Here is a 16,030-nt window from a genome sequence, read left to right on the forward strand (position 1 = left end):
ACCTGGGTCAAGAATCCGACCGAGATCGTGTTCATCGATCAGCAGGTCCCGGATTATCAGGCCCTGGTTGCCGGCGTAAATCCCGGCACCGAGGTGGTGCTGATCAGTCCCAACAGCGATGGCGTGCAGCAGATCGCCACCTTCCTGAGCAGCAATCCGGATCGCAATCTTACCACCATCGATATTGTCGGCCATGGCCAGGCCGGCGAGTTGACGCTTGGTTCGACCAATCTCACCGACGCCAATCTCACCGGTGACGCGCAGGCGCTGGCGGCGATCGGCCAGGCGCTGGCGCCGGGCGGCGAAATTGCGCTGTACGGCTGCGATGTCGCGCAGGGCGACGTGGGCCAGAAATTCATCGCCGATCTGGCGGTCGCTGCCGGCGGCGTCCGCGTCGCCGCCTCGACCAAGGACATCGGGACGTTGCAGGGCACCAACGCAACGTTCGAAAACTGGTCGCTCGACGTCTCCTCCTCCGGTCCGCTCGATACCAGCACGCCGTTCACGACAGCGGCGCTGGCGAGCTATCAGGGGTTGCTTGCCGGCACCACGGTGTCGGGATCGTCCATCACCACGACGCTGACGGTGGACGCCGACGGCGATGGCGGCATCAGCCCGGGCGATACGGTGACCAGCCAAATCACCATCACCAACACCACCGGCACGGCCGCCACCGGAACCACGCTGACCGAGACTCCGACTGGCCTGACGGCGGTGCCGAACTCGGTCGAGATCACCCCGATCGCGGTCAACGACACCTACAATCTGGTCGGCAACACCCCGCTCACGGTCAACGCCGCCAATGGCTTGCTGGCCAACGACATCGAATTCAACGGCGGTGCGCTGACATTTGGGTCCTTCACCAGCGGTGTCACCGGCGGCACCGTCTCGGTCAACTCCGACGGCGGCTTCACCTTCACGCCGACCACCGGCTTCTCCGGCGTAGCTTCGTTCTCCTACGTCGTCCACGACGCGGCGGGCAACAGCGACCAGGCCGCGACGGTGACGTTCAATGTCTCCGCCCCGGTCTGGTATGTCGACAGCGCCGCGGCGAGCGGCGGCGATGGCAGCTACGGCCACGCGTTCCAGACGGTCGACGCCGCATGGCTGGCCGCCGCCAATGATTCCAGTGCTGGCGTCAACAACACGATCTTCGTCGAGAACGCCGGCGCTACCTATGCGCAGACTGGGGGGACCCTCATAAGTCTTTCCAACGGCGAACAACTGCTCGGCGACGGCTCGAGCCTGACGGAGGTCAACGGCCTCGCCGTCGGTCTGTCGAGCACCAACTCGACCTTCTCGGTGTCATCCGGCAACGCGATCACCCTCGGTTCCGGCAACACCATCAGCGGCATCGATATCACCAACACAGGTTCAGGCCAGGGCATCGTCGACGATGGCGGCAGCGTCGGCACGCTGACGATGTCCAATATCCAGGTGACCACCACTTCGGGCACCGCCATCTCGATACACCATGGCGGCACGGTCGACGTCACCGGCACCACCAACAGCATCAATTCGACGTCGGGCACCGCGCTCGACATCGAAAACACCAATATCGGTTCGCCCGGCATCACCTTCGAAAGCATCTCCTCCGGGGCCGGTGCCAACGACGGCATCATCCTCAGCAGCACGGGAGCCAGCGGCGGTCTGACCGTCACCGGCGACGGCTCTAGCGCGGGGTCAGGCGGCACGATCGATGGCAAGACGGGCACTACCGGCGGCACCACGAACGGCATCGGCATTTACCTGAACAACACATTCGACGTTTCGATCGCCTACATGCAGCTCGACAATCTGCTCTACGACGGCATCTACGGACAGGTGGTGACCAATTTCAGCATGGACCACACGGTGGTCAACGGCGCGAACGGCAGCGCGGTCGGCGAAGGCAGCGTCATCTTCGGCAGCGGCCAATATACCGGACAGAGTCAGATCAACGGCGTCACCGGTGTCGCCTCGATCACCAACTCGACCATCAGCGGCGGCTGGTACGACAACGTCGATGTCTTCAACTATAGCGGCTTACTCAACATCACCCTCAACAACGACACGTTCGGCGACAACAACACTACCCACGGCAATCACAACGTCTATATCGATCCCGACGGCATCGCGGTCATCAACGCCACGGTGACCAACAGCCGGTGGACCGGCGTCGCCAGCGGCAGCAACTTCTACTTTGATGTCAATAGCAGCAGCACCACAGGGTCGAACCTGTCGTTCACCGGTAACACCGTCGCCGACAATCTCGGCGGTTCCGGCGGCGACGGCGGTTCTGGCATATTCGAGGCGATCGCCAGTTCGGTCGCCGGCAGCACCAGCACCTTCGACATCGAGAACAACGCGTTCAGCGGCGCCAATGGCAGCGCCGTGATCATCTGCAACGACGAAGCCGGCTCCTCCACCACCGCGACACTCAACCTCACTTTCAGCGGCAATACGATCGGCGCCGCGGCAACCGACGGTTCTGGCTCCGCGGGTGGCATCGGACTCTGGGTCGAGTTCAACGGCGGCACGATGAACGCCATGGTGGCGAACAACCACATTTATCAATTTGCCACCAACGGCATCGAACTCCAAGGCGGTCTGGCCACCACTGGCAACGAGGCCGGTACCTTGAATGCGACCATGATCGGCAACACCATCGAGGATCCAAGCACCAGCGCGGCAAGCAAGGGCGCCCTGCAGGTCGGCATCTACGTTGAACCCGGCCCCAACAATGGTGGCGCGATCACCAACTCTTATGCATTCAATCTGACGATAGGCGGCAGCACCACGAGCGAAAAGAACACAATCAGTGTTCCTCAGAGCGCGATAAACGCTTTCAACGCCGACGACATCGAACTAACCCAGGACGGAGACACGCATTCGCCGTTCGCGATCAATCTCACCGCGGAGACCGCGACCGCCGGCGTGCTCAGCGCCTATGGCGGCCCGGGCAATGATTCTGCCGGCCAAGTCGAGGCCTTCCTGGCGAACAACAACAGCACGCCCGGCAACACAGGCGGCTACTTTGCGCTTGCCACCAACAACAGCGGTTACGGCGGCGGCTTGCCGACCGCGACGGCGCCGACGACCGGGCCGAGCTTCGGCACGCCCATCGTCAACGGCATCGACACCGAAGGCGATGTGCTGAGCGCGTCCGCGCTCGGCACCAGCAACACCTACCAGTGGCAGGAAGCCTTCTCGAGCGGGGAATGGATCGACATCTCCGGCGCCAACTCGTCCAGCTTCACGCTGAGCGAGGCCCAGGTCGGCGCGACGCTGCGCGTCGTGGAGACCTCGGTCTACAGCGGCGGTCTGATCGATACCGTGGCAAGTGCTGCGACCGCGTCGGTGGCCGATCATTTGACGGTGACGACGCCGTCCATCACCGGCACCGACACGGTCGGCCAGATCCTCACGGCGAGCACGCCCACCGTCGACAACAGCGACGCTACCGTGAGCTATCAGTGGGAGCTGAATTCCGGCTCGGGTTTTGTCGCGATCTCGGGCGCCACCGGCCAGACCTTCCGGCTAGTCGCGGCCGACGCGGGCGACACCGTCGAGGTGGTAGTGACAGCGACCGATCCGCATGGCGGCAATGTCACCGTCGGCAGCGGCTCGACCGGGACGATCGCCGCCTTCGCGGCGCCGAGCTTGTCGTCGGTGGCGATCGGCACGCTGCCGGGCAACGACAAGGTCACGATCACCTGGGAGGGCACGGTGAACGCCCAGAGCAATCAGTTGATCGCCAATCCGACCTACACCGGCAGCATCGGCAACGCCGGCTCGAACTTCAGCACCGTCAGCGCCAATTCGACCGTGACGCTCGACGGCTTGACGCTCGGCGGCGAGATATTCAACGACGCCAACAATAGCGGGCTGCTCGTAGCCGGCGATACCGGCATCGCCGGCGTCTCGATGTCGGTATTCGCCCAGGGCGGCACCACCGCGCTGGAAACCACCACCACCAACGCCAGCGGCGTCTATGACTTCACGGGTCTCGCGGCCGGCAACTACTTCGTGCAGGTCAACGCCAGCAATTTCTCGAGCGGCGGTTTGCTGGCGAACTATGGCAACTCGTCGTCCGGCCGCGACGCCACGCCCAATGACTACCTCGGCAACCGGAGCTACGGCCTGGCGCTGTCCGGCGGCGTCGTCCGCACCAATGCGATCACGATCGCCTATCACGCTCCGCACCCGTCGGGCGCGACGACCTACCCCGGCGACGACACCACCAATACGCTCGACGTCGGCATGGTTCAAAATCCGGTGGTTGCGGGCGCCGGCAATACGGTCGACTTCTATCAAGGCGGCACCGCCGCCGCGGTCGACAGCGGCCTCACCGTGAGCGACCCGGCGGGCGCCAACATCAGCGGCGCGACCGTGACGGTCAGTTCCGGCTTCGCCAGCGGCGACACGCTCACCTTCAACGGCGGCACCAACACCGAGACCTTCACGGACGGTTCGAAAATCACGGCGACCCAGAGCGGCGGCGTGCTGACCCTGACCACGGCAAGCGGCAACGCCACCGCGGCCGATTACCAGAAGGCGCTGGACAGCGTCACCTACAATTTTGCCGGCGATCCGACCGTCGGCGGCGCCGACCGCACGCGCACACTGTCCTATCAGGTCACCGACACCAATTCGGCCATCAGTTCTCCGGTGATCAGCACGCTCGACGTCTTCGCGTTGCCGATCGTTTCGATCGGGGCTTTCACCGCGCCGACCGTCACCACGACCAGCGGCGCGGTCACGGCCGATTCCACCGTCAGCGTCACCGACTTCAATGGCACGACGCTGGCGGGCGCCACCGTGGTGATCAGCGCTGGCGCGCAAGCCGGCGATACGCTCAGCATCAACGGTCTAGCGAACGGCACCATCAACAACGGCGCCAACGGCACGATTACCTACTCCTTCTCCGGCTCGACCTTGACGCTAAGCGGCACCGACACGGTCGCCGACTACACAGCCGCGCTCAAGCTAGTAACGTTCGACGCCGTGACCCCGAATGGCGGCACCCGGACGTTGACCTGGACCGCCAGCGATGCGGCAGGCGGCAAGACCAACAGCAGCACGCCCGTCACCACCAATGTCGATGTCGTGTTCGGCCCGGTGGTCAACGTCGGCGCCCCGGGCGTGACCTTCGCCGGTGGCAGCGCCACGGCCGTGACACTCGACAGCGGCATCACCGTCAGCGATAGCGAGAGCACGACGCTGACCCAGGCGACGGTGACGATCGCGACGGGCCTGCAGCCCGGCGACCTGCTCAGCTTCAACGGCGGCTTGAACAGCGAGACCTTCACCGACGGCGACAAAATCACCGCGGGCTATGGCGGCGGCGTGCTGACGTTGAACGGCACGGCGACGGTCGCCGATTACCAACTTGCGTTGAGCCAGGTCCAGTTCGGCTTCAACAGCACGGTCGGTGGCACCGCCGTCGATCCGACCGCCAATGGCACCGATTTGAGCCGCGGCATCGCCTGGCAGGTCACCGACGGCACCAACCCCAGCACGAGCGCAACGACGACGCTCAACGTCGTACACACCGCACCGACGGCAACCGCGAGCGGCACGGTCGCTTACGAGACCGGCGGGACGGCGGTCGCGCTCGACGGCGCGGCCACGGTGAGCGACCCGGACAGCGGCAACGATTTGACCAGCGCGACGGTCAAGATCGCGGCCGGTCTTGCCAGCGGCGATGTTCTTGCCGTGACGACGACCGGCGCGATTGGTGCGAGTTACGATGCCGGAACCGGAACGCTCACGCTGACCGGCAAGGATACGGTGGCCAACTATCAGCAGGTGCTGGACAGCATCACCTTCCTGACCACCAGCACCACCTCGGGCAACCGCACCATCGATTGGACGGTGACCGACGGCTCGGCCAGCAACGGCAGCAGCGGCACCGCGACCAGCACGGTCGATGTGGCGCTGGGGCCGCAGGTGACGGCCGGCGGCAGGGTGAGCTTCACCGGCGGCAGCACCGCGGCCGTGACGCTCGATCCGACGTTGAGCCTGACCGATCAAGCCAGCGCCACTCTGCAGAGCGCCACCGTGACGATTGCGTCGGCGCAGGCCGGCGACGTGCTCAGCTTCAACAACGGCGCCAGCGATAATTTCGCGGACGGCGGCGCGATCACCGCGACTTATGCCGGCGGCGTCCTGAGTCTGACCGGCACCGCCAGCGTTGCCGACTATCAGAGCGCGCTCCGGCAGGTGCAGTTCAGCTTCAATAGCAGCGTCAACGGCGGCACCGATGTCGACCCGACCGCCGGCGGCACCGATACCACGCGCGCCATCGGCTGGGCGGTCAGTGACAGCACGGTCACCTCAAACACCGGAAGCAGCACGCTCAACGTGGTGCACACCGGGCCGACGGTAACCGCCGGCGGCACCGTGAACTTCGAGCTCGGCAGCACGGCGCCGGTGACGCTCGATGCCGCGGCTGCGGTCAGCGATCCCGACAGCGGTGGCAATTTGAACAGTGCGACGGTTTCGATCGGCGCCGGGTTCGTTGCTGGCGACGTGCTGATGATCAACGGAAGCACCAGCGGGTCATTGGACGGCTTAAAGATCTCCTATTCGTTCGTCGGCTCGACGCTGACGTTGACCGGCACCGACTCGCTTGCCGCCTATCAGGCCGCGCTGGACGCGGTCACCTTCAGCACCACCGACACCGGCGCCACCACGCGCGCCATCAACTGGACGGTGACCGACACCAGCAACGCCACCAGCGCTGCGGCGACGAGCGCGGTCGATCTTGAACTCGGACCAAGTGTGATCGCCGGCTCGGTGCAGACCTTCACCGAGGGCAGCGGCGCGGTGACGCTCGATAACTCCCTCAAGGTGAGCGATCCCGCGAGTACGACGCTCACCGGCGCGACCGTGACGATCGGCAACTTGTTCAGCGGCGACACGCTCAATTTCGCCGACCAGAACAACATCACCGGCACCTACGATGCAATCACCGGCGTGCTGACGCTGAAAGGCGTCGACACGGTTGCCGATTACCAGGCTGCGCTACAATCGGTAAGCTACGGCTCGACCGCGGCCGATCCAAGCAATGGCGGCGCCGATCAGGGACGCACGATCAGTTGGACCGTCACCGACGGCGTCGGCACCTCGGTCGCGGCGACCAGCCGTGTCAACGTGCTCGGGGTCAACCAGGCCCCGACCGCGACGGTGCCCACGGCGGCCTATAGCGCCACCGAGGGCGTCGGCCTCGATCTGAAGAACCCGGGATTGTCGGTCGAAGATGTCGATAACGATGGCAGCATCGAGACGGCGACGCTGTCGGTCGGCGAAGGTATTCTGAACGTGACGGCGGGCAACAGCGGCGCCACGGTGACCAATACCGGCACCTCGACGGTGACGATCAGCGGGACAATCACGCAAATCGACGCGCTGCTCAATGCCAGCGACGTCGGCGCCAGCACCATAAGCTATCTCGACAACAGCACTCATCCTGGCGCCAGCACGGCGCTGACCTTGTCGATCGACGACAACGGCCACACCGGCACCGGCGGCGCCAAGACGACGAGCGCCATCGCGACCATCGACATCACGGCGGTCAACAGTGCACCAGTATTGTCGCCGGGCGCGCCGGCAACGGTGACCTTTGTTACCAACGAGACGACCCCCGTTGCGCTATTTTCCAACGAGACGGTCTCTGATCCCAACCTGCCCGCCAACTTCGCCGGCGGTAGCCTGACGGTTGCGATCGGCACGAATGCCCAGGCCGGCGACGAGATCGTGCTGCTCGGAAATTCGCCGTTCACCGACAACGGCGGCATCTTGAAGGAAGGCTCAACCGTTATCGGCACCGATTCCGGCCTGGGTACAAGCTCGGTGTCGATCACGTTCAACTCGGCGGTAACGCCGACCGTTGCAAACGAGCTGGTGCAGGCGTTCGGCTTCGAGGCCACGGGCACACCGGCTGACACCGCCGACGCCCGCACGGTGCAACTCACCTTCAACGATGGTGGCAATACGGGCACCGGCGGCCCTCTGAGCGACAGCGTCAGCCAGACCGTCGATGTCGCCGCGCCGGCCGCCAATACGCCGGTCCTGACGGTGAATGAGACCACGGCGGCGGCGACCGAGCAAGGCGCGGCGGTGACGTTGCTGTCGAGCGATACCATTACCGATTCATTGGGCACATTGGTGGGGGCGACCGTTCAAATCACCGGCGGTACTTTCTCCTCGAACGAGAGCAGCGCCAGCGACGATCATCTCGGCTTCGCTACGGGCAACGTCATCGTCAACCAGATCAACGGGACGAGCATCACGTTCAACTATGATAGCGCGACCGAAACCCTGACATTGTCGGGGAGCGATACCCTGGCGAACTACCAGATGGCGCTCGCCGAGGTCCAATACAACACGACCGGCGACAATCCGACCAATTACGGCGCCGACCCAAGCCGCACGCTGACATGGACGGTCAACGACGGCACCGGCTCCAACCAGCCCGCGGTGACCACGACGATAAATGTGACCGCGGTCAACGACGCGCCGGTGGCGACGACACCGGCGGCCGATTACAGCGCGAGCGCGGACGTGGCGCTGTCGCTGAAGAGCACCGGGCTGTCGGTCAGCGATGTCGATGGCGGCACCACCGGCCAGATCGAGACCGCGACACTGTCGGTCGACGAAGGCACCTTGACCGTCACGGCGGGAAAGAGCGGCGCCAGTGTCAGCGGCTCCGGCTCGTCTTCGGTGACGATCAGCGGCACGACCGCCGAGATCGATGCCTTGCTGAACACCGATACCAGCAGCACAGTCAGCTATATCGACAGCAACGCCAACGCGGCCGCCAGCACCAAGCTGACGCTGTCGATCGACGACAACGGCAATACCGGGGGCAGTGCCCAGACCACGACGGCCATGAGCACCATCGACATCCACGCAGCGCCCGTCATTACGACGAGCGGCAGTACGGTCACGTACGATCAGGGCGGCTCGGCCGTCACCGTCGACCAACCGGGTGCAGGCACAGGCATCAGCATCACCGATGCCGGCACCCCGCTGCAAAGCGCGACCGTCAGCGTCGGCAATTTCCAATCCGGCGACGTGCTTGGCTTCTCAGCGTCCGATCTGGACGGCACGACCGTCAAGGTCGATGGAACCGACACCGCAATCACCGAAAGCTATTCGAACGGCGTGCTGACGCTGACGGGCTCGGCCACCGGAGCCGTCTATCAGGCCGCGCTGGACGAGATCCAATTCAGCAGCACGGCGACCACGCCTTCGACCTTGCCGCGTACGGTTACGTTCACGGTCAACGACGGTACGTTGTCGTCCAACCCGGCCAGCGACACCGTGGACGTGGCTGACCAGCCGGTGGTGACGGCGGGCGCCGTCGTGACCTTCGATGGCGGCGGCAGCGCGGTGACGCTGGATTCGGGTCTCACGCTGAATGATCAATCCAGCGCGACGCTGACCGGTGCAACGGTGACGATTGCCGGGGCGATCAGCGGCGACACGCTAAGCTTCAACAACGGGACCAACACCGAGACGTTCACGGACGGCGCGATCATCGGCGCGACAGTCAACGGCGGCGTCCTGAGCCTTACCGGCACGGCGAGCGTCGCGGATTACCAGGCCGCGCTGCGATCGGTCACCTACGGCTTCGATCCGGCCAACGGCGATCCGACCGGCGCCGGCCGAACCATCGACTGGACGGTCAGCAGCGGCGCGCTGAATTCGGCCACGGCGACCAGCGTGCTGAATACGGTGCACGAGGCCCCGGTGCTGACGGCGGGCGCGCCGTCGGTGACGTTCAACGGCGGCGGCGCGGCGGTGGTGCTCGACAGCGGCATCACGCTGAGCGACGTCGACAGCGGCGGCAACCTGACGGGTGCCACCGTAACGATCACGTCGAACCTGCAGGCCGGCGATGTGCTCAGCTTCGACAACGGCGCCGCCAGCGAGGCGTTTGGTGGCGACACCATCAACGCGAGCTATCTCGGCGGCGTGCTGACGCTGAGCGGTACCGCGACCGTCGCCGACTATCAGATGGCGCTGCGGCAGGTGCAGTACGGCTTCACGGCGGGTGGCGATCCGACCAACGGCGGCAGCGACACCAGCCGCAGCATCAGTTGGCAGGTGACGGACGGTTCGACCAGCAATGGCACCAGCAACATCGGGGTGACGGCGCTTTCGCTGGTGCATCAGGCGCCGGTGCTGACGGCGGGCACGCCGTCGGTGACGTTCGACGGCGGCGGCGCGGCGGTGGTGCTCGACAGCGGCATTACGCTCAGCGATGTCGACAGCGGCGGCAACCTGACGGGTGCCACGGTAACGATCGCGCCGGCGAATTTGCAGGCTGGCGATGTGCTCAGCTTCGACAACGGCGCCGCCAGCGAGAAGTTTCTTGGTGATGGTGACACCATCACCGCGGCCTATAGCGGCGGCGTCCTGACGCTGAGCGGCACCGCGAGCGTCGCCGACTATCAACTGGCGCTGCAGCAGGTGCAGTTCGGCTTCACGGCGGGCGGCGACCCAACCGCCGGTGGCGGCGACACCAGCCGCAGCATCAGTTGGCAGGTGATGGACGCCTCGACCAGCAACGGCACCAGCAATACCGGGGTGACGGCGCTTTCGGTGGAGCATGTCGCGCCCAGCGTGACCGCCGGTGCGGATGTTGGCTATGCGGTCGGCGGCTCGGCCGTGCAGCTCGACAGTGGGCTTGCCGTTCACGTTGTCGACAGCGACGGAGACCTGACCAGCGCGACGGTATCGATCGGGCCAGGCTTCAGCGCTGGCGACATGCTCAACTTCACCCCGAACGGGAACGGCATTACCGGCAGCTACAATTCGAGCACCGGCGTGTTGACGCTGAGCAGCGCCGGCCCACTGGCCTACACCACCTACCAGACGGCGCTGGAGTCGATCACCTTCAGCACCACCAACGCCACCATCGGCCCCCGGACCGTCGACTGGCAGGTCAATGACGGCTCGTCGAGCAACGGTTTGAGCGCGGTGGCAACCAGCACGGTCACCGTCAGCGTCGCGCCGGCCGTGACCGCGGGCGCAACCGAGACCTTCGACGGCGGCGGCAGCCCGGTGACGCTCGACCCGAGCTTTGCGATTACGCAAGGATCGAGCCCGACGCTTGCGGGCGCCACGGTGACGATCGACGGCCCCGGTTTCATTACCGGCGTCGATACGCTGGGCTTCGCGACAAACGCGGTGCTCACTGGAGTTAATGAGGCGACGACAGACCATTACACGCTGACGTTTGCCGACAATTCCAGCATCACCGCGATTTATGACCCGACCTCGGGCAAACTCGCACTCAGCGGAACCGACTCGGTCGCCGACTACCAGGCTGCACTGCAAGCGGTCACCTACGGCGCCGGCGCCGGCGATCCGACCGGCGGCGGCGCCGACACCAGCCGCACCATCGCGTGGTCGGTGATCGATTCGGCGCTGACCTCGAACACGGCGAGCAGCACGCTCAATACCGTGCATGTGGCGCCGACCGTCACCCCGTCGGGCAGCACCGCGACCTACAGCGTCGGCACCGCCGCTGTCGTGGTCGACAGCGGACTGACGCCCAGTGATCCCGACAGCGGCGAAATCCTGACACAGGCCACGGTAACGATCGGCTCCGGCTTCATCGCCGGCGACGACGTGCTGGCCTTCAATGGTGGTAGCCCGAGCGGGATATTTGGCGGCGACACCATCCACGCGAACTACAGCAACGGTGTCCTGACCCTGAGCGGCCCGGCGACCGTTGCCGACTTCCAGATGGCGCTCGATTCCGTCACCTTCATCACCAGCGCGACGTCCGCGGGCAGCCGCACCATCGATTGGACGGTCAGCGACAAGTCGTCGACTTCGGTGCAGGCAACCAGCACCGTCGACGTCGTGTTGGGACCGCGCATCACCAACGTGGTCGGCCAGCCGCTCAACGGTGGAACGGTGGAACTCCAGGGTACCGGCGTAACGGTGGGCGATACGATCGACCTTTATGCCGACAGCGGCACAACGATTGTCGGCACCGGGAAGGTCCTTGCCGGCGGCACGTTCGACATTACGACGAGCGTGAGCATGCCGTTCGGCGACGCAATCCATACATTCACGGCGACGGAGACCGAGGGAGTCAATACGGCTACATCACCGCAGTTCAGGGTCGATGTCGATCCGACCGCGCCGGTGATCTCGGCGGTGGTCGGGCAGCCGGTGAACAACGGGCACGTCACGCTGGAGGTGACCGGCGAGGCCGGCGAGACGGTCAACGTTTATGCCGATGGTGGCGCGTCGATTGTCGGCACCGGCACGGTTGGTGCGGACGGCACGGTCGACATCACGACGACAGGGACAGACTTTGCCGAAGGCGTGCATAGCTTCACGGCGAAACAGATCGACTCGGCGCTGCTGACCAGTACGATGTCCTCGGCTTTCTCCGTGAATGTCGATCCGAATTCGCCTGTGATCACCACGCTGGTTGGCGTGCCGGTCAACGGCGACACGGTCGAGCTGCAAGGCACCGGCCAGGCCGGTGACGTCGTCGACATTTTTGCAGACGGCAATACGTTGGCGATCGTCGGCAGCGGCACGGTTGATGGTAGCGGCCATTTCGACATCACCACGACGGCAACGTTCGCCGACGGCGTCCATAGCTTCGCCGCGGCCGACACGAATGTCGCGACGAGCTTGACGAGCCCGGTGTCGACGCCGGCATTCACGGTCGACGTCAATCCGAACGCGCCGGTCAACCTGGCGGTTGCCGGTCAACCGGTGAACGGCCAGGACGTGACGGTGACCGGAACAGGGGAGACCCAGGGCGACACCATCACGATCTACAACGGACTGACGAAGCTCGGCACCACGACCGTTGGTGCGGGCGGGACGTTCAGCTTCACGACGAGCGCGCCGTTCGCAGACGGCGTCTACGGCTTCACCGCGACGGAGACGGATACCCAGCACCTGACCAGTGCGGCGAGCGCGCTGACGGTCGACGTAAATCCGAACGCACCGATCAACCTGGCGGTTGTCGGGCAGCCGGTGAACGGCCAGGACGTGACGGTGACCGGAACCGGCGAAACGTCGGGCGACACCATCACGATCTACAACGGGCTGACGAAGCTCGGTACCACGACCGTTGGTGCGAGCGGGACGTTCAGCTTCACGACGAGCACACCGTTTGCGGACGGCGTCTACAACTTCACGGCGACCGAGACCGATACGGCGAAGCTGACCAGCGCGGCGAGCCCACTGACGGTCGACGTCAATCCCAACGTACCGGCGATCACGGCTCTGGTCGGCCAGCCGCGGGTGAACGGACAGACGGTCGAACTGCAGGGAACCGGCGAGATCGGCGACATCGTCAACCTCTATGCCGACGGCGGCACGACGATTGTCGGCAGCGGGATCGTCGACGGCACCGGCCATTTCGATATCACCACGACGGCAAGCTTTGCCGACGGGGCGCATAGCTTCACGGCGGCAGAGACCGATGCGGCGGGCCTGTCCAGCGCGGCGACGCCGGCATTCACGGTCGACGTCAATCCGAACGCGCCTGTCAACCTGGCGGTTACCGGGCAGCCGGTGAACGGCCAGGACGTGACGGTGACCGGAACCGGGGAGACGGCGAACGACACCATCAAGATCAGCAACGGGGGCAAGGTCCTCGGTACCACGACCGTTGGTGCGGGTGGGACGTTCAGCTTCACGACGAGCACGACATTTGCGGACGGCATCTACGGCTTCACCGCGACGGAGACGGATACCCAGAACCTGACCAGTGCGGCGAGCCCGCTCACGGTCGACGTCAATCCGAACGCGCCTGTCAACCTGGCGGTTACCGGGCAGCCGGTGAACGGCCAGGACGTGACGGTGACCGGAACCGGGGAAACGTCGGGCGACACCATCACGTTCTACAACGGGGCGACGCTGCTCGGTACCACGACCGTTGGTGCGGGCGGCACGTTCAGCTTCACGACGAGCACACCGTTTGCGGACGGCGTCTACAACTTCACGGCGACCGAGACCGATACGGCGAAGCTGACCAGCGCGGCGAGCCCACTGACGGTCGACGTCGATCCCAACGTACCGGCGATCACGGCTCTGGTCGGTCCGACGCGGGTGAACGGACAGACCGTCGAACTGCAGGGAACCGGCGAGATCGGCGACACCGTCCACCTCTATGCCGACGGCGGCACGACGATTGTCGGCAGCGAAATCGTCGATGGCACCGGCCATTTCGATATCACCACCACGGCAGGCTTTGCCGACGGGACGCATAGCTTCACCGCGACAGAGACCGATGCGGCGGGCCTGAGCAGCGCGGCGACGCCGGCGTTCTCTGTGCCGGTCGAGGCTGTGGCCCCGACCAACCTGGCGCAGAAGGGAACGACGATCAACGGCGGCACGATCGAGATCACCGGCATCGGCGATGCGATCGGCGACACCATCACGATCTACAACGGCACGACCGCAGTCGGTTCGGGCCAGGTCGGTGCCAACGGGACCTTCGACATCGTGACCTCGAAGTTCACCGACGGCACCTACCAACTGACGGCCGTCAATACCAGCATCGACAACACAGAGACGAGCGCGGCATCGAGCCCGCTGACGGTCAATGTCGATCCGAACGCACCGGTGATCAAGGCGTTGGTCGGCACACCGGCCAGCGGCGGGACGATCGAGCTGCGGGGAACCGGCGAGGCCGGCGAGACTATCAATCTCTATGCCGACGGCACCACGACGATTGTCGGTACCGGAACGGTCGGTTCGGATGGCACGTTCGACATCAGGACGACGGCAACCTTCACCGGGCTGCACACGTTCACGGCGACCGAGACCGACACGGCGAAGCTGACCAGCGCGGCATCGTCGCCCGGGTTCGCGGTGAACCTTGCTTCTCCGCTGCACACGTTTACCGACAACAGCGTGCCGCCCCCGCTGCCGAACATCACGCTGGCATCGCTGGTCGATGACGTCCCGCGCGGTCCGCTGCTTCCCGTGGGTGACGGCTTCGGCACCGACGGCAGCGGCTTTACCTTCAACGTCGTGCATACCGATCCGGTATTGGCCACCGCGTCGGACGCCAATGTGCAGATCAATCTGGCGTTGGCCTCGCTGGAGGCGCCGCTCGGCGGCGACGTCGTTTACGTCGAGGCGCGCCAGGCCGACGGCACGCCGCTGCCCGACTGGTTGAAATTCGACCCGGCCACCGGCACCTTTGCGGGCCTGCCGCCTGAAAACGCGGTGGCGAGCCTCGCGCCGGATCTGTCCAGCGACAACAATATCGTCACCGGCACCTTGAGGCAGAATTTCAACGACGGATCCGGCAGACATGCGCCGGGATCGAGCAGCATCACCATCGAGGTGCTGGCGCGGGATTCCAAGGGCAACGTCGCGGTGACGGTGTTCACCATCGACCTGCAACCGCATAAAGCCGGCCAGCATGGCTGGAACATGCAGCCGTTCGGTGTCGAACGTCACGCCTCGCTCGTGCCTCTGTCGCCCGAGCTTGCCGCGATCGAGGCCGCGGTGCGCGACGTCACGCGTCCGGTCGAGCCGTTCGCCATCCACGGCATGCCGGTTGGTCATGGCGAACCCATCTCGGTCGGCGGCCACGAAACGGCGCCGGTCGGGCGCGCCGGTCTGACCGAGCAATTGGCGTCGATCGGTTGGCGCTCGATGGCCGCGCAGCGCAACGCACTGCTCGCCAGCCTGCAGCAGGGCAGGTGAGACGGCGCGCTGAAAGCCGGTGTTATTAACGCCATGGAGAGGCTCGGCGTGCTACGGCACGGCGCCTCTTTTGGTTGTGTCACGATAAGAGCTCGTCACGGGGATCAGGGCAGAAAATCGCGATGTCCCAGGCATGAAGGCTGAAAACCCAAACGCGATCAAACCGGCGGCTCCTAGTCCATTGGAAGCGCAGCTGTTCGGGCTCGGCACACTGGTGCAATTGCTCAAGCGCGCGCGTCGGGCCGAGAGCACCGAAGAGCTCGGCTTCGTCATGGTCAACGAGACCCACGCGTTGCTGCCATACCGGCAGGCGGCGCTGTGGCAGCGCGATGCTCAC

Annotated in this window: 2 protein-coding genes; both read left to right on the plus strand. The window is 65.2% G+C overall.

Features of this window, described 5'->3' with window-relative positions; genetic code table 11:
- The first annotated feature begins 27 nt into the window (after positions 1 to 27).
- Complete coding sequence (locus GSQ88_RS34845; RefSeq protein WP_246785212.1) at positions 28 to 15,693, plus strand: DUF4347 domain-containing protein; 15,666 nt, start codon at positions 28 to 30, stop codon at positions 15,691 to 15,693.
- 133 nt (positions 15,694 to 15,826) lie between these two features.
- On the plus strand, positions 15,827 to 16,030 hold a 204-nt coding region (locus GSQ88_RS34850; RefSeq protein WP_210253721.1), incomplete at its 3' end, for a hypothetical protein.

The organism is Bradyrhizobium sp. S69, assembly GCF_009766005.1.
Lineage (GTDB): Bacteria > Pseudomonadota > Alphaproteobacteria > Rhizobiales > Xanthobacteraceae > Bradyrhizobium.